The organism is Microbacterium sp. SSM24, assembly GCF_025989145.1.
Lineage (GTDB): Bacteria > Actinomycetota > Actinomycetes > Actinomycetales > Microbacteriaceae > Microbacterium.
Genome location: NZ_JAPDNQ010000001.1, coordinates 934,212 through 957,755, shown reverse-complemented (window position 1 = coordinate 957,755; position 23,544 = coordinate 934,212). Strand labels below are relative to the sequence as shown.

Annotated in this window: 19 protein-coding genes; 14 read left to right on the top strand and 5 right to left on the bottom strand. The window is 67.3% G+C overall.

Going from position 1 to position 23,544, the window contains the following annotated elements; genetic code table 11:
* Positions 1 to 162: 162 nt before the first annotated feature.
* The 6 genes from OL358_RS04455 (at position 163) to OL358_RS04430 (ending at position 9,191) form a co-directional block, all read left to right on the top strand.
* A complete protein-coding gene (locus OL358_RS04455) occupies positions 163 to 1,812 on the top strand; it encodes an AMP-binding protein (protein ID WP_264708735.1) in 1,650 nt (549 codons plus the stop codon).
* Positions 1,809 to 2,246 (top strand): cupin domain-containing protein, encoded by a 438-nt coding sequence (locus tag OL358_RS04450; RefSeq protein WP_264708734.1) that lies wholly within the window; start codon positions 1,809 to 1,811, stop codon positions 2,244 to 2,246. Before OL358_RS04455 ends, OL358_RS04450 begins: the two co-directional genes overlap by 4 nt.
* Positions 2,243 to 3,103, top strand: a complete 861-nt coding sequence (locus OL358_RS04445; RefSeq protein ID WP_264708733.1) for an acyl-CoA thioesterase — start codon at positions 2,243 to 2,245, stop codon at positions 3,101 to 3,103. The genes OL358_RS04450 and OL358_RS04445 overlap by 4 nt, the downstream gene beginning before the upstream one ends.
* Positions 3,104 to 3,158: 55 nt before the next feature.
* Complete coding sequence (locus OL358_RS04440; RefSeq protein ID WP_264708732.1) at positions 3,159 to 5,546, top strand: bifunctional salicylyl-CoA 5-hydroxylase/oxidoreductase; 2,388 nt, start codon at positions 3,159 to 3,161, stop codon at positions 5,544 to 5,546.
* Between the two features lie 271 nt (positions 5,547 to 5,817).
* Positions 5,818 to 7,779, top strand: coding sequence for an adenylyl cyclase (locus tag OL358_RS04435; RefSeq protein ID WP_264708731.1), 1,962 nt, complete (start codon positions 5,818 to 5,820; stop codon positions 7,777 to 7,779).
* A gap of 197 nt (positions 7,780 to 7,976) precedes the next feature.
* Entirely contained in the window at positions 7,977 to 9,191 is a 1,215-nt protein-coding gene (locus OL358_RS04430) for an MFS transporter (protein WP_264708730.1), read from the top strand.
* A gap of 56 nt (positions 9,192 to 9,247) precedes the next feature.
* Here the strand turns inward: OL358_RS04430 and OL358_RS04425 are convergent, their stop codons facing one another.
* Positions 9,248 to 10,183, bottom strand: a complete 936-nt coding sequence (locus OL358_RS04425; protein WP_264708728.1) for a LysR family transcriptional regulator — start codon at positions 10,181 to 10,183, stop codon at positions 9,248 to 9,250.
* A gap of 150 nt (positions 10,184 to 10,333) precedes the next feature.
* Between OL358_RS04425 and OL358_RS04420 the strand changes: the two genes are divergently transcribed.
* Genes OL358_RS04420 through OL358_RS04395 form a run of 6 tightly spaced genes read left to right on the top strand, consistent with a single transcriptional unit; the run spans position 10,334 to position 16,533 of the window.
* Positions 10,334 to 11,353, top strand: coding sequence for a VOC family protein (locus tag OL358_RS04420; protein WP_264708727.1), 1,020 nt, complete (start codon positions 10,334 to 10,336; stop codon positions 11,351 to 11,353).
* Between the two features lie 48 nt (positions 11,354 to 11,401).
* On the top strand, positions 11,402 to 12,367 hold the full coding sequence (locus OL358_RS04415; RefSeq protein ID WP_264708726.1) for a fumarylacetoacetate hydrolase family protein: 966 nt from the start codon (positions 11,402 to 11,404) through the stop codon (positions 12,365 to 12,367).
* Positions 12,364 to 13,356, top strand: a complete 993-nt coding sequence (locus OL358_RS04410; RefSeq protein ID WP_264708725.1) for a cyclase family protein — start codon at positions 12,364 to 12,366, stop codon at positions 13,354 to 13,356. The genes OL358_RS04415 and OL358_RS04410 overlap by 4 nt, the downstream gene beginning before the upstream one ends.
* 35 nt (positions 13,357 to 13,391) lie before the next feature.
* Positions 13,392 to 14,525: an FAD-dependent monooxygenase gene (locus OL358_RS04405; protein WP_264708724.1), complete on the top strand. Its 1,134-nt coding sequence runs from the start codon at positions 13,392 to 13,394 to the stop codon at positions 14,523 to 14,525.
* Complete coding sequence (locus tag OL358_RS04400) at positions 14,522 to 15,550, top strand: amidohydrolase family protein (protein ID WP_264708723.1); 1,029 nt, start codon at positions 14,522 to 14,524, stop codon at positions 15,548 to 15,550. Before OL358_RS04405 ends, OL358_RS04400 begins: the two co-directional genes overlap by 4 nt.
* Positions 15,547 to 16,533, top strand: a complete 987-nt coding sequence (locus OL358_RS04395; protein ID WP_264708722.1) for a fumarylacetoacetate hydrolase family protein — start codon at positions 15,547 to 15,549, stop codon at positions 16,531 to 16,533. Before OL358_RS04400 ends, OL358_RS04395 begins: the two co-directional genes overlap by 4 nt.
* An 11-nt stretch (positions 16,534 to 16,544) precedes the next feature.
* On the opposite strand, the gene OL358_RS04390 is transcribed toward OL358_RS04395, so the two are convergent.
* From OL358_RS04390 to OL358_RS04375, 4 genes are read right to left on the bottom strand one after another with little or no spacing between them, the layout of a single operon-like run.
* On the bottom strand, positions 16,545 to 18,029 hold the full coding sequence (locus OL358_RS04390) for an aldehyde dehydrogenase (NADP(+)) (RefSeq protein ID WP_264708721.1): 1,485 nt from the start codon (positions 18,027 to 18,029) through the stop codon (positions 16,545 to 16,547).
* Positions 18,026 to 19,093: a mandelate racemase/muconate lactonizing enzyme family protein gene (locus tag OL358_RS04385; protein WP_264708720.1), complete on the bottom strand. Its 1,068-nt coding sequence runs from the start codon at positions 19,091 to 19,093 to the stop codon at positions 18,026 to 18,028. The genes OL358_RS04390 and OL358_RS04385 overlap by 4 nt, the downstream gene beginning before the upstream one ends.
* Before the next feature lie 44 nt (positions 19,094 to 19,137).
* Positions 19,138 to 20,055 carry a 5-dehydro-4-deoxyglucarate dehydratase gene (locus OL358_RS04380; protein WP_264708719.1) on the bottom strand — a complete coding sequence of 306 codons (918 nt, stop codon included), beginning with the start codon at positions 20,053 to 20,055 and terminating at the stop codon, positions 19,138 to 19,140.
* On the bottom strand, positions 20,036 to 20,983 hold the full coding sequence (locus tag OL358_RS04375) for an NAD-dependent epimerase/dehydratase family protein (protein ID WP_264708718.1): 948 nt from the start codon (positions 20,981 to 20,983) through the stop codon (positions 20,036 to 20,038). The genes OL358_RS04380 and OL358_RS04375 overlap by 20 nt, the downstream gene beginning before the upstream one ends.
* 97 nt (positions 20,984 to 21,080) lie before the next feature.
* Here OL358_RS04375 and OL358_RS04370 point away from each other — a divergent pair, with 97 nt between their 5' ends.
* Together OL358_RS04370 and OL358_RS04365 are read left to right on the top strand one after the other, a co-directional pair.
* Positions 21,081 to 22,097, top strand: a complete 1,017-nt coding sequence (locus tag OL358_RS04370) for a LacI family DNA-binding transcriptional regulator (RefSeq protein ID WP_264708717.1) — start codon at positions 21,081 to 21,083, stop codon at positions 22,095 to 22,097.
* 102 nt (positions 22,098 to 22,199) lie between these two features.
* Complete coding sequence (locus tag OL358_RS04365) at positions 22,200 to 23,492, top strand: ABC transporter substrate-binding protein (RefSeq protein WP_264708716.1); 1,293 nt, start codon at positions 22,200 to 22,202, stop codon at positions 23,490 to 23,492.
* Positions 23,493 to 23,544 lie beyond the last annotated feature (52 nt).

Sequence of the window (23,544 nt, the reverse complement as noted above, 5' to 3'; positions counted from 1 at the left end):
CGGCGGCCTCCACGCACTTGGCATCCGACCGACCGTCTGCGCGGCGCGGATGAGTGATTTCATCATCAGTATGGTGAATCTGTTGACGAGCGTCACGAACATGGGATAGACCTGATTCCAATCCGGAATCGATGGTGCCGGTTCGACGCGAGGAGCGGGAGCATGCCACTCGGATCGACGGCGCACGTGGACGGCTTCGCGCGGGCGAGTCTGCCCGCAGAGGAGACCTGGCCCACGATCGAGTTCACGATCCCGGACGTCGTCTACCCCGACCGGCTGAACGCGGCGACCGAGCTCATCAACGGCGCCGTCGCCTCGTTCGGACCTGAGCGCGTGTGCATGCGCGCTCCGGCGGGCACGACGTGGAGCTACGGCGAGGTGCTCGAGCGTGCCAACCAGATCGCCCACGTGCTCACGGAAGACCTCGGGATCGTCCCAGGCAATCGTGTGCTCCTGCGCGGACCCAACACCCCGTGGCTTGCGATCGTCTGGCTCGCCGTCCTGAAGGCCGGTGCCATCGCCGTCACGACGATGCATGTGCTGCGCGCCGCCGAGCTCACCCCGATCCTCGCGGCGACGCGACCGCAGCTCGCGCTGTGCGACTCCCGGTACGTCGACGACATCGTCGGCCAGGAGCCGCTGACCAGGGAGACCGTCGTCACCTTCGACGTCGACGCCACCGACGGGGGAGAGCTGGGACGCCTGGCCGCCGCGCACCCGACGGTGCATGACGACGTGCAGACGTCCGCCGATGATGTCGCGCTGCTCGCGCCCACCTCGGGCACCACGGGCACGCCCAAGATCACCGTCCACTTCCACCGCGACATCCTGGCCAACGCCGACACGTTCGCCCGGCACGTGCTGCGCCCTGTGCCCGACGACGTCTTCTCCGGCACGCCCCCGCTCGCATTCACGTTCGGGCTCGGCGGCCTCGTCGTCTTCCCCCTGCGCTTCGGCGCCTCCACCGTGTTGATCGAAAGGGCGACGCCGTCCGAGCTCGCAGACCTCGCCGAGCGATACGGCATCACGGTGATGTTCACCGCCCCCACGGCTTATCGCGCGATCATCCGCGAGGGCGCCGCCACCAAGCTCAGCGGCGTGCGCCGCGCCGTGTCGGCCGGAGAGCACCTCTCGGAAGCAGTGTGGCGCGATGTGCGCGATCAGGCCGGGCTCGAGCTGATCAACGGCATCGGATCGACCGAGATGCTCCACATCTTCATCTCGGCCGCCGACGGATCGATCCGACCAGGAAGCACCGGGCGCCCGGTGCCCGGCTACCGCGCGACGATCCTCGACGACGACGGCAACGAGGCGCCGGTCGGCGCGCTCGGTCGTCTCGCGGTGATCGGCCCGACCGGATGCCGGTACCTCCACGGCGATCGTCAGGGCAAGTATGTCGAGTCCGGGTGGAATGTCACCGGCGACACCTACCGCCGCGATGAGGACGGCTACTTCTGGTACGAAGCGCGCAGTGACAGCATGATCATCTCTTCGGGCTACAACATCGGCGCTCCTGAGGTCGAGTCCGCGCTCTGCGCGCATCGTGACGTCCTCGAGGCGGGAGTGGTGGGCAAGCCGGATGCCGAGCGCGGCGCCATCGTGACCGCATTCGTCGTGCTGCGCGACGGCATCGCCGGCGATGACGCGAAGCGGCTCGAACTCCAGAATCACGTCAAGGCGACCCTCGCGCCCTACAAGTATCCGCGCGAGCTCCACTTCGCCGAGGCGCTCCCGCGCAACCCGAGCGGCAAACTTCAGCACTTCCGACTGCGGGAGCTGCTCGCCACTGCAACACGGAAGGAACACGCATGAGTGACGAACTCCGATGGGATCGGGTGCCGCAGGTGACCCGCGCCGGCCACGAGGACTCGCAGACCCTCTCTTCGGGGGGCGGCGTCCGGGTGTCGGGAGTCGGTCCGCAGCACACCGAAGCGACCCGAATCTGGTTCGGGCAGGTCTCCAACGAACCGGGCTACCGATCGCTCCCTCACCACCACGGCGAGGCCGAGACAGGCGGGTACGTGCTTCGCGGCCGTGGCCGCATCTACTTCGGCGAGGACTATCGGCAGTGGCTGGACATGACCGCCGGCGATTGGGTCTTCGTGCCGCCTTACATGCCGCACGTCGAGGCGAACATGTCCACGACGGAGGAACTCGTGTGGCTGACTGCGCGCACGCCAGACAATATCGTCGTCAACCTGCCCGAGGTCGACGACGCGCTGCTTGCGGACTTCCGCCGCGCATGACCCCGACCTCGCAGCGGTTCTTGAGTGCGGTGGCACTTCAGGAGATCGAGCCCACCCTGTACGACCGGGCGTTCGAGGCGAAGCCGCAGTACGTCCCCTGGCCGAAGGCCTATGGCGGGGACATGGTTGCCCAGGCGCTCGCCGCAGCGGCGGCGACCGCGGACTCGGACCGGACCGTCCACTCGACGCACGGCTACTTTCTGCGGCCCGTCGACATCGACGCTCCCGTGCGTTACGAAGTCGAGATTCTGCGCGACGGCCGCGCGTACTCCGCGAGGAATGTCAGAGCGCTGCAGCACGGAAGAGTCGTCTTCGCCTCGATGCTATCGCTGCACACCGGTGCCGACTCGCCCGAATTCCAGCCGGGCGTCCCGGAGATGCCGGCCCCGGAGAGCCTCCCCACCTCGGCCGATGCGCTCGCCGGCTACGACGGGGATGCGGCGGCTTACTGGTCGCACGGCAGAAGCTTCGATATGCGGCACGTCCCGAGCCCGCTTTACGTCACGCACGACGGTCACCGCACGCCGCATCAGGCGGTCTGGCTGAGGCCTTTCGACCGGCTCGACGGCGATGCGCGCCTGCATCAGGTCGCGCTTGCCTATGTGTGCGACTACACCATTCTCGAGCCCGCGCTCCGTGTGCTCGGCCTGCACTGGTCATCCCCGGGCCTGCTGACGGCGAGCCTGGACCACTCGATGTGGTTCCACCGCCCCGTGCGACTGGACGATTGGCTGCTCTACGCCCAGGAAGCGGCTTCGGTCGGAAGCGGGCGGGCACTCGCGACCGGCAGGTTCTTCGACCGCGACGGTCGGCTCGTGGCCACTGTCGCCCAGGAGGGTCTGGTTCTCGCACCGTGACCGCGCCCACCACCCCATCGTCGGCACGCGCGGTCGTGCCTTTAGGAGGAATCTCATGAGAGTCGCGATCGTCGGCGGCGGCCCGGGCGGACTGTACTTCGCCATCCTCGCGAAGCTGCTCGACCCCACGCGCGAGATCGTCGTATGGGAGCGCAACGCTGCGGACGACACGTTCGGGTTCGGCGTCGTGTTCAGCGATGAGACCCTGGGCGGCATCGAGAGCGCGGACCCGGTCGTCTTCGCCGAGATGAGCCGGCGATTCGCCCGCTGGACGGATATCGACATCGCCTTCGGTGGTGAGGACTTCACCGTCGGCGGCCAGGGCTTCGCCGCAATGAGTCGGAAGGACTTGCTGCGCCTGCTTCAAGAGCGAGCCCGCGGACTGGGCGTGGACCTGCGGTTCTCCAGCGTCGCCCCGGACGTCGACATGCTCTCGCGGGACTACGACCTCGTCGTTGCCGCGGACGGTCTGAACTCGTCGATCCGGGCGCGGCATGCGGACGTGTTCGGGCCGGCGCTGGATGCTCGGACGTCGAAGTACATGTGGCTGGGCACCGACAAGGTGTTCGAAGCGTTCACCTTCATCGTGAAGAAGACACCGTTCGGCGTGATGCAGATCCACGGCTACCCCTATTCCGACACCGGCAGCACCTTCATCGTGGAGATGCATGAAGACGTGTGGCGCAAGGCCGGTTTCGATGCCAGCGAGGCGCTGCACCTCCCGCCGGGCACGAGTGACGAAGCATCCATCTCGCGGGTGGCCGATATCTTCGCAGACGAGCTCGGTGGGTCGGCGATGTTGAGCAACAACTCGAAGTGGCTGAACTTCACCACCGTGCGCAACGAGCGGTGGAGTTCTGGCAATATCGTCCTGCTCGGCGACGCGGCGCACACCGCTCACTTCTCCATCGGCTCGGGGACGAAGCTCGCCATGGAGGACGCGCTCGCCCTCGCCGCATGCATGCACGAACACACACATGTCGATGCTGCCCTCGCGGCCTATGAGTCCGAGCGGCGCCCGGTCGTCGCCTCGACCCAGCGCGCCGCGCAGGCGTCCCTGGAGTGGTTCGAGTCGATCGGACAGTACGCGCAGCAGGAGCCGCTCCAGTTCGCCTTCAACCTGCTGACCCGCAGCCGCCGGATCACGAGCGAGAATCTCGCTCTGCGCGACGCAGAGTTCGCCGATCGCGTCAACGACGGTTTCGCCGACGCCGAAGGCGGCACACGGGGCGCGCCGGCGATGTTCCAGCCGCATCGTATCGGCGCGCTCGAACTCAAGAATCGGATCGTCGTCTCGGCGATGGACATGTACTCGTCGGTCGACGGAGTCCCCGGCGACTTCCACCTCATGCACCTCGGCAGCAAGGCGGCCGGAGGGGCGGGACTGGTCATGACCGAGATGGTGTGCGTATCGGACGTCGGACGTATCACGCCCGGCTGTGCGGGGCTTTACACCGACGGCCAGGCGGAAGCCTGGCGCCGCATCGTCGACTTCGTCCACGGCACGACCACCGCGAAGATCGGCGTGCAGCTCGGGCATTCCGGTCGAAAAGGATCCACGAAGGTCATGTGGGAGGGCATCGATCAGCCCCTCAGCGAGGGCAACTGGCAGACGCTCGGACCGTCAGCCCTCCCGTACGGGCCCCACAACCAGGCCCCCCTCGAACTGGATCGATCCGGGATGGACGCGGTCATCGAGCAGTTTCGGGATGCCGCGTCTCGGGCCGCTTCTGCGGGATTCGACGTGCTCGAGCTCCATGCGGCCCATGGGTATCTCCTGTCCTCCTTCTTGTCGCCGATCTCCAACGTTCGCAGCGACGGATACGGCGGCACTCGGGAGAACCGTCTTCGGTTCCCTCTGGAGGTGATGGATGCCGTCCGGGAGGTGTGGCCGTCCGATCGGCCGATGTTCGTGCGACTGTCGGCTCACGACTGGCTGCCAGGAGGCAACACTGTCGAGGACGCCGCTGGGATCGCTGCCGCTTTCATAGACCACGGTGCAGCCGCCGTCGACGTGTCGTCGGGGCAGATCGCGAAGGAGGAGAAGCCTGCATTCGGCCGCAGCTACCAAACCCCTTTTGCGGACGCGATCCGCAACCGCGTCGCCCGGCCGCGCGGGGCGTCGGTGATCGCCGTGGGCGCCATCTCGTCGTTCGACGACGTCAACTCCATCCTTCTCGCGGGCCGCGCGGATCTCGTAGCCCTTGGGCGCACACACCTGTACAACCCGAACTGGACTCTGCACGCGGCGGCCGAGCAGGCCTACCGCGGTGCGGGAGCGGACTGGATCGCGCCGTACCGCGCGGGGTCGCGCAAGCCGCCGACGGCGCGCACAGACGCCGTGCGCCCCAGGCTCGCGCTGCTGACGGATGGCGATTCGCCTTCGGAATCCACGCATCAGCGGTGGCAGCCCGCCCGGGCCGAGCCCATTCCCGTCACGTGAATTGCGGCTGAGCCTCGTCGACGAGGGCGGGGAGCTGCCATCGACCCGCCCTGGGGCGAGCACATCCCACCGGCCCCCGGGAGATTGACCTCGGTGCGTATTGGGCTGGCTGATGCGCCCATAGTCAGAAGTGCGTTCCCATGACCCGTCGAGCGCGGCAACCTGTGATCACGTTCGTCGGCGTGCACGTGTGTCGAGGTGGATCGAAGTGCGCTCGTCATTTCGCGAGGGCTTCCGCGGCTCGATGCAAGCCCGCCCGCGAGGCGCCGGCATGGGCGCCGATGCCGATGCCGATGGACAGAGAGGAAAGTTCATGGCCATCACCGCACGTGCACGCCGACGTCGCGTCTTGGGAGGAGTGTTGACCGCCGCCCTGGTCGTATCAGGCTTCACCGTCGCCACTCCCGCGTTCGCTCACGGCGGCTCGGACGACCGAAACCCGGACTTCGGGCCGAATGTGATCGTCGTCGACCCGTCGATGTCGACGGCTCAGATCAACGCACTGATCGCGCCGGTCGCAGGCAACCCTTTCCGGCAGATCTTGTTCAAGCCGGGATCCTATGGCAGTAGCGCGGGTGCGGACGACCCCAGCACCGCAACAGATATCGTCCTCGCAGCGCTGCCCGTGAATACGGCTGTGGCGGGCCTCGGGGCGACGCCGACCGATACCGATATCAACGGCGCGCTGTATGTCAACAGCCGAGGATTTGCGAATCTCGGAACGTTCTATCGCTCGCTGACCAACCTCAGCATCAACCCGATCCAGCCGGGGTTCGCAGCGCACACAATGAACTGGGTGACGTCGCAGACGGCTCCATTCCGAAGGGTGAACCTGGAGGGGAATGTGAACCTGATGGACGAGCCCCCGTCGGGGCCGGCATTCGGGAGCCACTTCATGAACACCAGGATCGAGGGAGACGTCTTCCTCGGCGAGGGACGCAACACAGCCGACGGCCCGGGTACGTGGTCGCAGGGCATGTACTTCGTCCGCAACAGCGAGATCGGCGGCGAGTGGGACGGTTTCGGCGGTGTATATCTCTTCTCCGGGGTGAAGGGAGCCCCGCGTACAGATTTCGGGCCCGCTACCTCGCGGCGCGACTCGGGTGACCGGATCAGCCTCGACAGGACGCCGATCACGCGCGAAGCCCCGTTCCTCTATCTGGACCGCGGGCGCTACAAGGTGTTCGTCCCGGACGCGGAGAAGAACACCCGCGGCGTGGACTGGCGTGTCGGGCGAGGTAAAGGCGAGTCTCACTCGCTGAGCGATTTCTATCTTGCGAAGCCTGTCGACACGGCGTCGCAGATCAACGCACAGCTCGCGAAGGGAAAGCACCTGATCCTCACGCCGGGGCGGTACTTCCTCGACCAGCCGCTGAACATCACGCGCTCGGACACCGTCGTGATGGGCCTCGGATTCGCCACGCTGGTCGCCTCCGCCGGCACCGCTGCCGTTCGCGTCGGCGATGTCCCCGGCGTGATCCTCTCGAGCTTCAACATCGACGCCGGGACCGTGAACTCGGACGTGCTCCTGCAGGTGGGGAATGCCAAGAGGAAGTCGGGCAAGGCCTCCAACCCCACCACGCTGACCGATGTGCACATCCTCGTGCCGAACCCCGGAAAGGCGACCACCACGGCGGTGATCAACCAGGACCACGTGCTGATAGACGGTTCGTGGATGAAGCGCGCCGACAGCGGCTGGACCACCTCTCTCGCCGACCACGGCCTCATCGTCAACGGTGACAGCGTCTCCGCGTACGGGCTCTGGCTTGAGCACTACCAGAAGACTCAGATCCTCTGGAACGGCGAGAACGGTCGCGTGATCTTCCTCCAGAACGAGCCTCCCTATGACCCGCCGAGCCAAGCCGCATGGATGAACGGCGCAAAGGAGGGCTACCCCTTCCTGAAGGTCGCTGACGACGTGCGATCGTTCCAGGCCGACGGAGTGCACAGCTGGTCGCGCTTCACGGGCGGAGGCAATACCTGCACGTGCTATCTGTCCAGCGCCATCGAGACCCCGGTGAGCAAGGGCGTGACGTTCAACGGCGCGGCGGCGTTCGTCATCAGCTTCCCGAACTCGCGAGGCGGATATCGTCACATCTTCAACGACGTCGGGCCGGCCGTAGATGGCACGCCGTATCACCTGACGTCCGCCCTTCCGCAATCCGACCTGTGGGGAATCAGCGCCGATCAGCGCATCGCCCGCTATCCCCTGAAATCGGACCTGCGCAGGTAGCCGGGTCGTCGCACACCTGATCGGCTGCGGGGACCGAGGTCGGGCCGCGCGTCCACGTGATGCGCGGCCCGACTTCGCATTCCATTCCGGTGGAGAGCATCAGCGGCATCAGTCCGAGTAATGCGCACCATAAACGATCTCCGCTTCACTGATGCCGCTCCGGCGGTGTCGAATTGGCCGTGAACGAAGGAGTTCACATGACCGAAACCCTCCCACCCCCCGAGGCGCGCGCCACCCGACGCGCAGGCGTCTGGCAAGGCATCCTGCTGCTCGCGGGCAGCTGCATGCCCGTCCTCGGATCCGTCCTCATCACCCCCGTGCTGCCACAGCTGTCGGAGCACTTCGCCGATGTCGCCGGCTCCGACATCCTGGTCCCGATGATCGTCGCGATTCCGGCACTCATCATCGCGATCTTCGCACCGTTCGCCGGCCAGGTCGTCGACCGCGTCGGCCGCAAGACCCTGCTGATCATCGCGATGTTCGCCTACGCGATCGTGGGAACCGCTCCCGCCTGGCTGGAGGCGCTCCCCGCGATCCTGTTCAGCCGCGTACTCGTCGGGGTCTGCGAAGCAGCGATCATGACCGTGTGCACCACCCTGATCGTCGACTACTTCCACGAGCCTGCTCGCCGGAACAAGTACCTCGGACTCCAGACCGTGACCACGACTCTCGCGGCGACCGTGTTCATCGCACTCGGCGGTGCGCTGGGCGTCGGTGGATGGCACACGCCCTTCTGGGTCTACGCCATCAGCATCGTCATCGCGATCCCGATGATCATCTCGCTATGGGAGCCCAAGGGCGACCCGAGCGACAAGCATGCCGCTGTCGGAGCCAAGGTCAAGGTGCCGTGGCGCAGCATCTGGGTGAAGCTGCTCGTCACCCTTTTCGGCGGGTTCACCTTCTACGTCCTGATCATCGAAACGTCCTACCTCGTGGTCGGAACGGGAGTCCCTGCCAACGACACCGCCACCATCGGCATCGTCGCCGCCGCGGCGTCGCTCGCCACCGCTATCGGTGGCTTCGTCTTCGCGAGGGTGTCGAAGCTCGCGCCGGGTCGTCTGCTTCCGATCGCGTTCGGGCTGCAGGCGCTCGGAATGATCCTGATCTGGGTCTTCCCAGGCTTCGTGGGCATCATCGTCGGCGCCATCCTGGCCGGGTTCGGTTCGGGCCTCCTGCTGCCGTCGATGCTGACATGGGTCGTCGCCTCCACGCGATTCGAAGAGCGCGGGCGCGTCACCGGCTGGTGGAACACGGCCTTCTACCTCGGCCAGTTCCTGACCCCGATCCTCATCGGAGTGCTCGCCGCTGCCGTCGGCGGCCTGCCGATCGCGGTCGGGATCGTGGGCGTCACGGCGGCAGTGATGGCCGTGCTGGTGGGAGTAGGGATCAGACGCACACCCGCAGAGGTCTAGTCCCCCCGCCCTGAGCAGGCGGGAGCACAACCGGTGCCGTCGGCGCCGATCCGCGATCACCCGTGGGTCGGCGCCGACAACGTCGCTGCGGCCTCAGCGAAGATCCCGCGCATCCAGGTGTGCTCGGGATCCCGCCCATGGACGGGATGCCACCACAAGGCGTTGAGCACCGGCGTCGCATCGAATGGCGGCTCGATCAGTCGCACATCGCCCGACCCGAGCAGGGAGTCGCTCAACCCTGCTTGAACGAGGCCGAGTCGATCCGTACCGGCGATGAAGTGGGGGAGCGCGAGGAAACTCTCCACCACGGCCTCGACGTGCGGTTCGATGCCGAGCTGCTGCAGCTGGCGGCTGGCCGACGTGAATGCGCTGCGGGACTGGTAGGTGAAGACCCAGGGCAGCTCGCCGAGCGCCTCCAGGGTGAGGCCCTCACGCACGCGCTCGTTCTCGATGGCTGCCACGATGAGCCACCGGTCTCGCCACAGATCCAGGTACGGCAGGTCGGTCAGGAAGCCGTGGGGGATCATCATGCCGTCGACGGAGCGCAATCGGTTCTCGACATCGTCGATGACCGCTGGGGTGTGCAGCATGAATCGGAAGCGGACACCCGGCGCGCGCTCGGAGGCGATTGCGCAGGCGGCCCGCCCGACTGTTGCGAAGCTGTAGTCCGATCCGTAGACCGAGAACTCGCGCGTGGAATCAGCCGGCGACCACTCCGCCTGGCTCTCGAAGACCCGCCGCGCGGAGTCGAGTGCTGTAGATGTGTGCTCGGCGAGCCTGAGCGCCAGCGGCGTGAGCTCGTAGGAGTTCCCCTGTCGCGCGAGGATCGGGTCATTGAAGTGCGCCCGGAGTCGCGCGAGGGAGGCCGACAGGGCGGGCTGGCTGAGATGCAGCTGCTGCGCCGCCTTCGTGACGCTGCGCTCGGTGAGGAGCGCGTCGAGCGCGATGAGCAGGTTGAGATCGAGGCGGGCGAGAGAGGGGCGATCGGTCACGGCCATGTGTCCTTTGCGTCGGGCATCAGCGACCATACAACATAAGCCGCATTTATGCACGGGATAGGCAAGTGGGCATTCCCTGATACTCGTCGATATTGAAGAGTGGAACCGGGTCGGATGACGCCGACCCCGAAAGGACGATCGAAGATGATCAAGCTGCTCTCCCACCTGTCGTACGTCGCGATCACGTCGCCGGATGTCGAGGCATCAGTCGCGTTCTACGAGTCGCAGGTCGGTCTGACCGTCGTCGATCGCATCGACGGCGCCGTCTACCTCCGTTGCTGGGGCGACTACTACGCGTACTCTGTCGTCGTGGTTCCCGGCGACGAGCCGTCGCTGAAGACGATGGCCTGGCGCACGTCGAGCCTGGAAGCGCTGGAGGAAGCCGCCAAGCGGATCGAGACAGCCGGCATCGTGGGCGAGTGGATCGACGTGCCGCATATCGGCCGGGCGTTCCGTTTCATCGGTCCGTGGGGCCACAGCATGACCCTTCACTGGGACGTCACGCGTCATCACGACACCGACGGTAACTCGGCCTCCATCTACCCCGACCGCCCCTCCCGCCGCAGCAAGGTTGCCGGCGCACCGCGCCAGCTCGACCATGTCACCATCGCAACCAGCGATGTCGATGCCTTCGCCGCCTGGTACAACGAGGTGCTCGGCTTCCGCATCATGGCGCGAACCGTCCTCGACGAGGCACCGATCTCCGTGTTCTCCGTCCTCACGACCAACGAGAAGTCGCATGACCTCGGAGTCGTCCTCGACGGGTCCACGCGCGCAGGTCGCGTCAACCACTACGCGTTCTGGGTCGACACCCGAGAGGAGCTCCTCATCGCCGCCGACGTGCTCATGGAGAACGGCATCCCGATCGAGTACGGTCCCTCCATCCACGGCATCGGCGAGCAGAACTTCCTCTACTACCGCGAACCGTCCACTCTGCGCATCGAGCTCAACACCGGCGGCTACCGCAACTACGTGCCGGACTGGCAGCCGAACACCTGGAAGCCGTCGCTCGGCTCGAACAACCTCTACCGCAACAGCGCGATGCCGATGTCGATGACGGAGTCCTTCCCGCCGGCCGATGGCCCGAGCGCCACGGAGGAAGGCGTGCCTGACGAGATCAAGGACGCCCTTTTCAACCCGTACGCCAAGCACGGCCAGGGCTGACCCCGGACATCATCCCACTCATCCGACGCATCGACGCGAGGAGATCACATGGCTTCGACTCCACCGCCCGTTCCGTTCGCGCTCGCCCGATTCCGCGACGGCGACGTGGCCCGCCTCGGCCTCGTCGTGGGAGACCGCGTCCGAGCGGTCGACGACGCCGACCTCGGTGCCGGGGGCCTCAACGAGTTCCTCGCCGCACCGGACTGGCAGCGCCTGTCCACGCTCGCCGAGAGCACTGCGGGGCGATGGCTCGCGCTTTCCGAAGTCACTCTCATCGCTCCCGTGGAGCCGCGGCAGGTGCTGCAGACCGGTGCGAACTACCGGCAGCACGTGATCGAACTCGTCGCCGCGGGTCTGACGCAGGACTCCTCACGGACTCCGGACGAAGCGCGTGCCTTCGCGGCTCAGCTGATGGACGACCGAGCGGCGAACGGGGAGCCCTACTTCTTCGTCGGGATGCCCGCCTGCGTCGTCGGCGACGACGTGCCGCTGAAGCTGCCGGGTTACAGCGACGTCCACGACTGGGAGCTCGAACTGGCCGTCGTGATCGGGCGCGAAGCGTTCCGGGTCGATCGTGAGCAGGCGATGGGGCACGTGGCGGGCTACACGATCGTCAACGACATCACCACGCGTGACCTCGTGTTCCGCAAGGACATGAAGGAGATCGGCACGGACTGGTACCGCGCGAAGAACGCCCCCGGCTTCCTGCCGACCGGTCCGTTCCTCGTCCCTGCTGCATTCGTCGACGCCGGCGACGTGCGGCTGCGCCTGGAGCTGAACGGTGAAGTGATGCAGGATGCCACGACTCGCGACCTGCTGTTCGACATCCCGTCGCTCGTCGCGGGGGCGTCACAGACGATGCCGCTTCTTCCGGGTGACCTGCTCCTGACCGGGAGCCCCGCCGGCAACGGTCAGCATTGGAAGCGGTTCCTGAAGGACGGAGATGTCATGGCCGGTTCCATCGACGGGCTCGGCACGCAGATCGTCCATGTCACCGCGGAGGCTGCCGAGTGAATCCGCCCAGCGAGTCGCCCGCCGACATCGACCGCTCCGATCCCGAGAGCGAAGTGGCGGCCCGAGCCGCCGCCTATCGCAACTGGGGGCGCTGGGGCCACGACGATGTGCTGGGCACACTGAATTTCATCGACGCGGCCAAGCGGAGAGAGGCTGCCGGGCTCGTTCGCCAGGGAGAGGTCATCTCGCTCTCGCAGGCCTTCGACACCGATGGCCCGCAGCGCGGTTGGCGGCGCCGCACTAACCCCGTGCACACGATGACCGACACGGGAGTCGATGCCGAGCGGGGCAATCAGGGCTTCCCGCACGGAATCGGCGGTGCGGACGACGTCATCGCGATGCCGCTCCAGTGCTCGACCCAGTGGGACGGGCTCGGTCACATCTTCGACCACGGCATGGCCTGGAACGGCCGTCGCGCCGGCGATGTCGTCACGAGCGAGGGCGACCTCGTCACGGGCATCGAGCACGCTGCCGCCGCCATCGTCTCCCGCGGAGTGCTCCTCGACGTCGGCGCGCACCTTCGCCCCGACGATGCGGAGCTTCCCGACGGCTACGCCATCAGCGCCGCCGAACTCGATGACTGCGCCGCCGCTCAGGGCGTGTCGGTCGGACGCGGAGACATCGTCCTCGTTCGTACCGGACGGCTCGCCCGGGCGCGCCGGGAGGGGTGGGGTGAGTACGCCGGAGGGCCGTCCGCGGGCCTGTCGCTCACCACCGCCGGCTGGCTCCACCGGTCGGAGATCGCCGCCATCGCGACGGACACCTGGGGGTTCGAGGTGCGGCCGAACGAGTTCGATGCCCCGAGCTTCCAGCCTCTGCACCAGGTCGTCATCCCCAACATCGGTCTCACGATCGGCGAGATGTGGGATCTGGATGCCCTCGCGGTGTCGTGTCGAGCGCGGAGACGCTGGGACTTCCTGCTCTCCGCGCCGCCTCTGCCGATCACCGGAGCCGTCGGCTCGCCCATCAACCCTGTCGCCGTCTTCTGACCGCGACCATTCATCGAGAACAAGGAGGTTCCGACATGACCGCAGTGCGCAACGTTGCGATCGCCGGGAGCGGTGTCGCCGCGATGGCCACCGCAATTCAGCTCGCCAAGTCGGGCGTCGACGTCGATCTTTTCGAACGCAAGACCGGGTTGACGACGGTCGGCTCGGGCATCTCATTGCAGGGCAACGCTCTGCGGGTGTTCGATGCGCTCGGCGTCTGGGAAGACATCCGTGCTGCCGGATTCCCGTTCGAAGGCTTGAATCTTCGCGCTCCCGGCCCGGGCGCGCCGATCGTCGCGGAGCTCCCCGATGTGAAGACAGGCGGACCGGACTACCCCGCTGCGATGGGGATGCCCCGGTCGGACCTCGCGCGCATCCTGCACCGTCACGCCGAACAGGCCGGAGCGCACGTGCACTTCGACAGCGAGGTGACCGGAGTGATCCAAGGGGGCGGCGGTGTCGAAGTCCTCTTGAACAATGCGAGTGCCGGCACGTACGACCTGCTGATCGGTGCGGACGGCGTTCACTCGGCCGTCCGTGGACTCGTGGGCATCGAGACGGAGCCGACGCCGACGGGCATGGGCATCTGGCGCGCATTCGTCTCGCGACCCGCAGAAGTCGAGCGAACCGAACTCTACTACGGCGGCCCCGTCTTCATCGCGGGGTACACCCCGACTGGCGACGGCACCATGTACGCCTTTCTGGTCGAGAAGGCGCAGGACCGCCAGGGAATCAGCGCGGAGGACGCGACGCGGATCATGCTCGACGAGTCCCGCGCCTACGGGGGCCCGTGGAACTCGATCCGCGATGACCTCGCCGCCGGAGCCGCCGCGAACTACACCTGGTTCACCCAGCACCTCGTGCCCGCGCCATGGAATCGAGGAAACGTCGTGATCATCGGGGATGCCGCGCACAGCTGCCCCCCGACGATCGCGCAGGGCGCCGCCCAGGGCCTCGAGGATGCGCTCGTCCTCACGGAGCTTCTGGTCACCCGCGACACCCTCGATCAGCAGCTGTGGGACGACTTCCATGCGCGGCGTCTGCCACGTGCGTCGGCGGTAGTCGAAGCATCCGTCCAGCTCGGCCAATGGCAGCTCGACGGCGTCCGCGACGCGGACGTACCTGGGCTGATGTTCTCCGTCGCACGACAGATGGCGGAACCGGCATGAGCTCGACCGGAGAGCGGATGCCCGTGACCGACGTCCACGCTCACCTCCTTCTGCCTGAGCTGCACGCCGAGATAGAGCGCCGCGATCCCGAAGGCGTCGCGGCCGCCGCCGCTCTCGAGCTGCGCCGCAACGGCACCGAGAGCCTCCAGGTCTCCGGGCCGATGGTGGGCGCACGCATCCCCAGGCTCACCGACGTGGATGTTCGCCTCGCGGCGATGGACGCGCAGGGCGTGGACCGGCAATGGGTCAGCGTCTCGCCGAATCACTTCTACCCGTGGGCCAGCGAGCAGCTCGCCGTCTGGATCGCGCAGGAGACGAACCGCCTCGTTGCGGAGCACGTCGGCAAGTCAGCGGACCGGCTTACGGGGCTCGGCGTCGTTCCGCTTCAGCATCCGGCTCGGATTCTCGAGTGCGTAGACGACGCCGTCCTCGGTCGCGGACTTGCCGGGGTGGAGATCTCCTCGTTCGCCGGGGACGTGGAGCTGTCGGACCCTCGCCTCGAGCCGTTCTGGTCACGCGTAGAGGAACTCGGGGCGATCGTCTTCCTCCATCCCTTCGGCTGCAGTCTCGACGAGCGGCTCGACCGCTTCTACCTGGCGAACACCGTCGGGCAGCCAGTCGAGAACGCCGTGGCATTGTCGCATCTGATCTTCTCGGGCGTGCTGGACCGTCATCCGCGTCTGAAGCTTGTCGTTGCTCACGGCGGCGGATACCTGCCGACGGCGATCGGGCGCTCCGACCACGCGTGGCGGGTGCGCTCAGACGCCCGGCACTGCGACCACGAGCCGTCGTCCTATCTGCGCCGAATCTGGTTCGACACGGTCGTTCACGACTCCCGCGCGCTCCGGACTCTCGTGGAAGTCGCCGGCGCCGATCGGATCGTGCTCGGCAGCGACTTCCCCTTCGACATGGGGCTCGAGGATCCCGTCGCGGCGATCGATCGCGCAGGGCTGCCTGACGAGGTTGCACTGGCGGTCCTCTCGCTGAACGCGGCGGGTCTGCTCGAAAGCCGCGTGCGCGCATGAGGATCGCGCGCTGGGCCGTCGGCGGCACCGTCAGCGAAGGCTTCGTCGTGGGCGAGAACGTCATTCCATTTCCCGAGAGGCGGACGGTGGCGGATGTGCTCGCGAGCGGACTCGAGGCCGCCCACGGCCTTCATGACGCGGTGGCGGGGGGCCTCCGTCCTGACGATGCCCATGTCGCGTTGGCCGCAGTGCGGCTGCTCGCTCCACTCGTCCCGGCCACCATTCGCGACTTCGTCGCCTTCGAGGAGCACGTCGAGGGGGTGAGCGCCGCGGTCGACGGCAAGAGCGAGGTCGTGCCCGAGTGGTATCAAGCGCCGACGTTCTATTTCACCAACCCGCACACCGTCATCGGCACTGAGGACGAGCTCTCGCCGCCGGCGTGTGAGCGACTGGACTTCGAGCTCGAACTCGCCGCCGTCATCGGCGCGGGGCCGTCTTCGACCGGGGCGAACCTGCGTTCGAATGAGGCCGACGCCCACATCTTCGGCTATACGATCATGAACGACTGGTCGGCGCGCGACATCCAGTCCCGTGAGATGAAGGTCAGACTCGGTCCGGCGAAGGGCAAGGACTTCGGAACCACGCTCGGACCGTGGATCGTGACGGCGGACGAGCTGGCGCCCTACGTCGACCCCGAAGGATTCCTCGCCGTGCGCGCCGAGGTGTATGTGAACGGCACGCTCGTGGGCGAGGATCTGGTCTCGAACATGGGCTGGACGTTCGCCGAGCTGGTCGCGTACGCCTCGCGCAACTCCCGCGTCGTTCCCGGCGATGTTCTGGGATCGGGGACCGTCGGCAACGGCGGATGCCTCGCCGAGCTGTGGGGTCGGCGCGGGATCCTCGAGCCCCGGCCATTGCAGAGAGGTGACGTCGTGCGAATGGTCGTCGAAGGAATCGGCGAGATCGTCAACACGGTCGGGGAGGCCGTCGCGGCATCGCCCGTGCGCGCCGCGCGAAAGACGTCTCGCGCGCGGATGCGCTGACGCCGGCCCCGCTACCGCTGGCCCGCCGATTCACACAGCCCATCGACGAGTCGTGCCGACTGCCACGGAGGCTGATCGCGGAGTTCCTCGGGGAGCAGCTGGAGGGGGAAGCCCTGATATGCCACCGGCCGAAGGAACCGTGAGATCGAGGCCGTTCCCACGGACGTCGTGCCGGCGGACGTCGACGCCGGGTAGGGTCCGCCGTGCTGCTGGGCGTGCGTGACGGAGACCCCGGTGGGCCATTGATTCCACAGGACCCGCCCTGCCGTACCGGCGAGCAGGCGCAGGAGTTCCGGAAGCAGGCTCTCCGATCCTTCGGCGACGACCGTTGCCGTCAGCTGTCCAGGGACGATGCGAGCCAAGTCGAGCATCCGGGTCTCGTCTCGGTACGTTACGACCAGTGCGGTCGGTCCGAAGCATTCGCGGACGAGTTCGTCGGGCCGCGCGATGACGGCGTCGACATCCGCCCGCAAGAGCGTTGCGCCTGGCGGATCGGCGAGCGGATCGGCTCCCTCTGCGAGGACGGTCACCGCGGGGTCATTTCGCAGACTCTGCAGCTCGTCGACATACCCGCGCTGGATGCGCTCGTTCAGCAGCCTGGCAGGCGGAGGCAGCTCAGCAAGAGTCAGCTCACGAACGATGGAGGATCGTTCCGGCACGACGAGCAGTCCGGGCTTGGTGCAGAACTGACCCGCGCTCAGCGTCATCGAGGCGGCGAATTGCGCGGCGATCTCGCTCGCGCGGCTCGCCGCGGCAGCCTCGGTCACGAAAACCGGGTTGACGCTTCCGAGTTCGCCGTAGAAGGGGATCGGGTCGGGGCGCGCGTTGGCGAGGTCGAACAGCGCGCGGCCTCCCGTGAGCGAGCCGGTGAAGGCTCCCGCCTTCACTCGAGGATCCTGCACGGCGGCGCGGCCCGCGTCGGTGCCGAAGATCACCGCGAACACGCCCGGAGCTCCTCCGGCGTCCCGCACGGCCTCCGAGACCAGCGCACCGGTCCGTCGCGACAGATCGGGATGACCGGAGTGGGCTTTGAGGATGACGGGGCATCCGGCAGCGAGCGCGGCGGCGGTGTCGCCTCCCGCGACGCTGAATGCGAACGGGAAGTTGCTCGCGGCGAACACCACGGTGGGCCCGAGCGGCACGAGCATTCGGCGCAGCTCGGGCCGCGGCGCGCCCATCGGCCAGTCCGGATCCGCGTGGTCGATCCTGATGCCCAGGTACGAGCCGTCCCGGATCTCGTCGCCGAAGAGTCGCAGCTGGAAGGTGGTCCTCTGAAGCTCGGCCCTCAGCCTGGCGTGTGCGAGGTGCGTCTCCGCGTGTGCGATCTGGACGAGCTCATCCCGCGCGTGGTCGAGTCGATCCGCGATCGCCTCGAGCACGACCGCGCGGTCGGCGCGGCTCGTCTGGGCCCACGCATCCGCAGCTGCAGCGGCTCGCGCCAGGATGTCGTCGAGCTCCTCGGAGGATGTGGGGGTGGAGGTGACGGACTGGTTCACACTGCTCCGATCTCGGATGCGACCGACTCATCGCCGCCGGAGGCGACGCCGACGAACTCCAAACCCAACCCCGGCTGCTCCTCGACGACGGCCCAGCCATCCTCGATGCGTACGGGGGATGGCCGTGTGAGCACGCCCAGTGCCTCGAGGCCGGCATCTTCGATGTCTTCGACCCAGATCGTGTCGGCCCGCGCGAGCGCGAGCTGGCCGGAGAGGTCTGGGAGGGCGTGCGGCGCGACCGGCACGCCGTATTCATCGGCGAGCTGCGCGATCTCGAGGAACGGGGTGATGCCGCCCACGCGGATGACGTTCGGCTGAATGTAGGACGCGATGCCCGCCTCCAGCACGGTGCGGAACTGGTGGATATTGTGCAGGTTCTCGCCCAGGGCGATCGGCGTATCGATGAGGCGTCGCAGGCGCCGATAGCCGACCAGGTCGTCAGAGCGCAGCGGCTCCTCGATCCATGCGGGAACGAAGTCGGCGAGGCGGGTGATGGATGCTGCGGCCGTCTCGACGTCCCAGCGCTGGTTTGCATCGAGCATCAGCAGCCGGTCGTCTCCCAGGATGTCTCGTGCGAGACGGACCCGGGCTCGATCTCGTTCGAGATCGGGAGTGCCGACCTTCATCTTCGCGGCTCGATACCCGCGCGCGACCCAGCGACCGACCTGGTCGGCGAGCTGAGCGCGCGAGTAATGCAGATTCACGCCCGAGCCGTACACCGGTGCGCGGTCGTGCGTGCGCCCGAGGGCATCAAGCAATGTCTCGTCGGCGGATCGCAGCACGAGATCCCACAGCGCGGTGTCGAGCCCCGCCATGGCGATCGTCGTGACACCACCCCCGCCGATCTCGTGCAGACGAGTCCAGAGATCCGTCCAGACCTCGCGGGGGTCGGCCGGCCGGCCGACCGCGAATTTCGTGATGTCGTGGCGGAGCAGCGCCGTGATCGCGGCGGCGCCGATCGTGGGCGTCCATGAGAAGCCTTGTCCGGTGCGGCCGTCGGAGTCGGTCACGAGGACGGCGATGACGTGGCAGTCAGGTGACGCCGGCTCCCAGGGGCGCGGCATCCTCGCGCGATGATGGTGGATCGAGATCCTTGCGATGGTGGGAGTCACGGCTGGGCCGTCAGCTCGGCAGCTGTACGCAGCAGCGCGGCGAGTCGCTCGAGGTCTACGGCGGAGGGCTCCACCAGCGGTGGGCGGGGCAGACCTGCGCGGGGTTCCGAAAGCGCGATGCCCGCCTTGATCAGCGAAACCGCGTAGCCGGGGGTGCTGTCGCGCAACGCGACGAGCGGGTAGAAGAACTCCCGCAACAGCTTGTCGCACGTTTGTGCATCCCCGCGCGCGAGGGCACGGTGGAAGGCTCTCGCGACGCCTGGGGCCATCGCGAACACAGCAGAGGAATAGAGCGGGATGCCGATGCCGGCGTAGGCCAGTTGACTGGCCTCTGCCGTCAGCAGACCGTTGAAGAGGAGGACGTTAGGACGCACCGCACGGGCGGCGAGCGCGAGCTCTGCCGCGAGTGCGACATCGCCGATGCCATCCTTCAGCCCGACCACGTTGGGAAGATCCGCCAGGAGTCCGGAGAACGTGGCGGGTGAGAACCGCGCGTTCGCGCGGTGGTAGACGATGACCGGGAGCGTCGTCACTGCGGCCACGGCTTCGACATAGCGCCGAAGTCCCTCCTGGGGTCCCGAACTGAGATAGGGCGGAAGGAGAAGGATGCCGTCAGCTCCCGCGTCCTGCACGGCCTTCGCCGATCGGACGGCGGTGCCGACCGCTCCGCCGACTCCGGCTACGACCGGGAGACGGCCTCCGACGGTGTGCACGGTGGCGGCGACGACCGCGATGGCCTCATCAGGCGCGAGGGCCGCGAACTCTCCCGTGCCGCACGCCGGGAAGACTCCGCCGGCGCCCTGCGCCATCCGCTCCTCGATCAGGCTCGCGGTCGTTGCGAGATCGACCCCGCCCGACGCTCCGAAGACGGTGATCGGAAAGTAGAGCGGGCCGTCATCGAATGTCAGTCCCATGGGCGTCTCCTTCACTGTCGTCCCCGGCGGCGACCGCTGGGAGGATGGCACTGAGGTCGGCGGCGGCGAGCTCGGTTCGCCAGCTGCGGGTCGGCTTCCACCCGATGTCTCGATACGCGGCGCCGCAATCGAACGCCGCGGCAGAGCCGTGCAACGACGGCGCGGCGACCGCGGTCCCCGGCACGCTGCGCGGGAGCAGCGTGGACAGAGACTCGACGGAGAGGGAGTCGGCCGCACCGACGAAGTACCGCGCGCCGTGCGGTGAATCGTCGGCGCGGAGCCACGCGTCCACGAAAGCGGCGGCGTCCCGGGCGTCGACGTAGTTGAACAGCGACACCGCAGCCAGTTCCGGTCGCAGGAGTCGCTCGACGATCGTGTGACCCTGCTGTGTAGGTGTACCGGCCCATTCCTCGGGTGTGACCACGTAGCAGGGCCGGAATGTCGCGGCACGAAGCTTCGGATGGAGCCTCGTGAACATCTCGGTCATGTCCTCGATGCAGACTTTGGAGAGGGCGTAGGCGTTGCGGGGTGCTCGTGGGCTGCTCTCGACGAGCGGCAGGTGTGCCGGGGTCCATCCGGGTTCCCCGTACCCGACGACCGTGGGGCTCGAGGCGAGCAGCACTCGTGAGACCGCGTGCTCGACGGCGGCGTGGAGGATATTGAGCGCCAGCGTCGTGTTCGTCGCGAAGATGACGTCCTCGGGCGCCGAGAAGGGGACGGCGATGCCCGCGAGGTGGATGATCGCCTCCGGTTCCGCATCCTGGATGGCGGAGTCCAGCGCCGGGCGATCGGAGACGTCGACAGCTCGAACGAGGCCGGACGTCGATCCCACCCGATCCCAGCCGGTGACCTCGTGTCCGCGCTCGCTCAGCAGTGCGACGACACTACGGCCGAGCCGGCCGGCTGCGCCTGTCACGACGATTCGCATCTAAACTCCTTCAGAAACCGGTTTCTGATCCTAGACTGAAAGTCGACGATTACGCAAAGTGCCAGCGTGAGGAGTCAGAGACGCTAGGAATGAGGGCATGGCGAAACGTACCGAGGCCAAGGCAGTCACCATCGGGGATGTCGCTGCGGCAGCACGGGTCTCGCGGGCGACGGTGTCGCGCGTGGTGAACGGGCTCTCAACCGTCGATCCCGCCATCGCTGAGCGGGTTCGCTCGGTGATCGCAGAGCTGAACTATCGTCCCAGTGAGACGGCCAGAAATCTTTCGCTCGGGCGGACCCACACGGTGGCCGTCGTCGTCCCCGACCTCGACAACCCGACGTTCCAAGCGGTCCTGCGCGGGGTCACCCGCGCCGCTGCTCTCGACGGGTACCGCGTGCTCGTGGGCGATGCGCAGGGCAATCCCGAACTCGAGCGCGCGACGGCTCTCGAGGCCCGGAGCCGCTGCGATGCGCTGGTGCTGTGCGCTCCCCGCATGGGAGACGCAGCGCTCGCCGAGGTGCTCGCGCGCACGTCTCCCGTCGCCGTCATCAATCGCGACCGCGGAGACCTCGGGGTGCCGGAAGTCTCCATGGACTACGCGCAGGCGACGGAACTCCTCATAGATCATCTGGTCACGCTCGGCCACAAGCGGATCCTGTATCTCGGCGGGCCGGATGCCGTCGCATCGAATCGAGCGCGCGAGCGGGCGCTCCAAGAAGGGCGGGACCGACATGACGGGGTCGTCATCGAGACGCTCATCGCCGGGTCGACGCTCGACTCGGGATGGTCGAGCGCGCGCGCCGTTCTCGAGTCCGGGGCCAGTGCAGTCATCGCCTTCAACGACCTCGTCGCCCTCGGCTTGCTGTCGCACCTGCGCGAGCTGGCCGTCCACGTCCCCAAGCGGCTATCCGTCGTCGGCATCGACGACATCCCGTTCGCGCGATTCAGCGATCCGCCGCTCACGACGGTCGCCGTTCCTCAGGAAGACCTCGGCTCGCGAGCCTGGCACGGTCTTCGCCGCGTGATCTTCGGCGACCCCAGCTCGCCGGCCGTCCGTCTCACCGGCGTGCTGCAGGTGCGGGAGAGCTCGGGGTTCCCCACGATCGAAGGCTGATTGCCGCGAGGCGTTTGACGCCGTGAGACGGTTGTGCATATAGTTCAGAAACCGGTTTCTCAGCCCGAACCCGGGACATCGAATTCAAGGGAGAGTTTGCGCATGAAGAGGTCATTGGCCATCGTCGCCGCCGCCGTCGCAGCCGTCGGCGTCCTGAGCGGCTGCTCCGGACCGGACAGCGGCGGCGAGTCCGAGTCCGGCGTGATCAGGCTGTGGGACTGGTCGATGTCGGAGGACACCCAGCCGATCGTCGATCTGTGGAACGAAACCCACCCGGACATGCCGCTCGAGATCACGAACCCGGGCGCGGGTGACGACTACCAGGCGAAGCTTTCTGCCGCCAACAAGGCGGGTAACGGCCCTGACGCCGCAGCGACGTTCCTTCAGGACATCCCATCCCTGATCGCCAATGGGACCATCGCCGACTCGAGTGAGGAGCTCGCCTCGTTCAAGGACGAGTACTCGCCGGCCGCATGGGCCAGCGTCGAGTTCGGAGGAAGCACCTACGCGCTTCCGAGCGACACCGGCCCCCTCTTCCTCTACTACCGCAAGGACATCTTCGATGCGCTCGGACTTGAGCCCCCGACGACGTGGGACGAGTACGCCGCCGACGCGCGAACCATCAAGACCGCGCACCCCGACGCGTTCATCGCGTCGATGGACGCCGCCGACGGCAACTGGCTCAACGCACTGTCCACGCAGGCCGGATCGAATTGGTGGTCGGCCGACGGTGACACGTGGAAGGTGTCGTTCGACGACGAGCCGACCGCGAAGGTGCTCGACTACTGGGGCGGCCTCGTCGACGAGGGGCTGGTCAAGGTGACGGGCAACTGGTCGACGGAGTGGAATGCGGCCGTCGCGGCTGATCAGATCGTTACACTCGTCGGCTCGACCTGGGCGAACGGACTCATCGAGGCCGCCGACCCCTCGAAGTCCGGGGTGTGGGCGGTTGCTCCCGTCCCTCAGTGGGATGCGTCGGAGACAGCCGACAGCTATGTGGGCGGAGCCGCCTACATGATCCCCTCCAACTCGAAGAACCGGGAAGGTGCGGCCGAGTTCATCCACTGGATCACGGCGGACCCGGAGGCCACGGCCTTGCGCAACGAGCTCATCGGCAACTTCACCACGACGACCGCATCGCGTGAGGTGCTTCGCGAGACCCCGCCGCCGGCGTTCCTCGTGCAGGACCCGAACCTGTGGGTGATCGCGGATGAGGCGGACCAGATCGGCCAGGCGATCAGCTTCGGACCGAACGTGCCCTTCGCCTACGGTCAGCTCTCCGACGGTCTCGCGAAGGCCATCCAGGATGGATCCGACTTCAGCGCGATCCTGGGATCGGTGCAGGATGCGACCGTGGCGAATCTCGAAGATGGCGGATTCGAGGTGACTGACTAGCGATGCTCGTCTCAGCTGTGCGGGCCCGGCCTCGCACTCGGGCCCGCGCGGC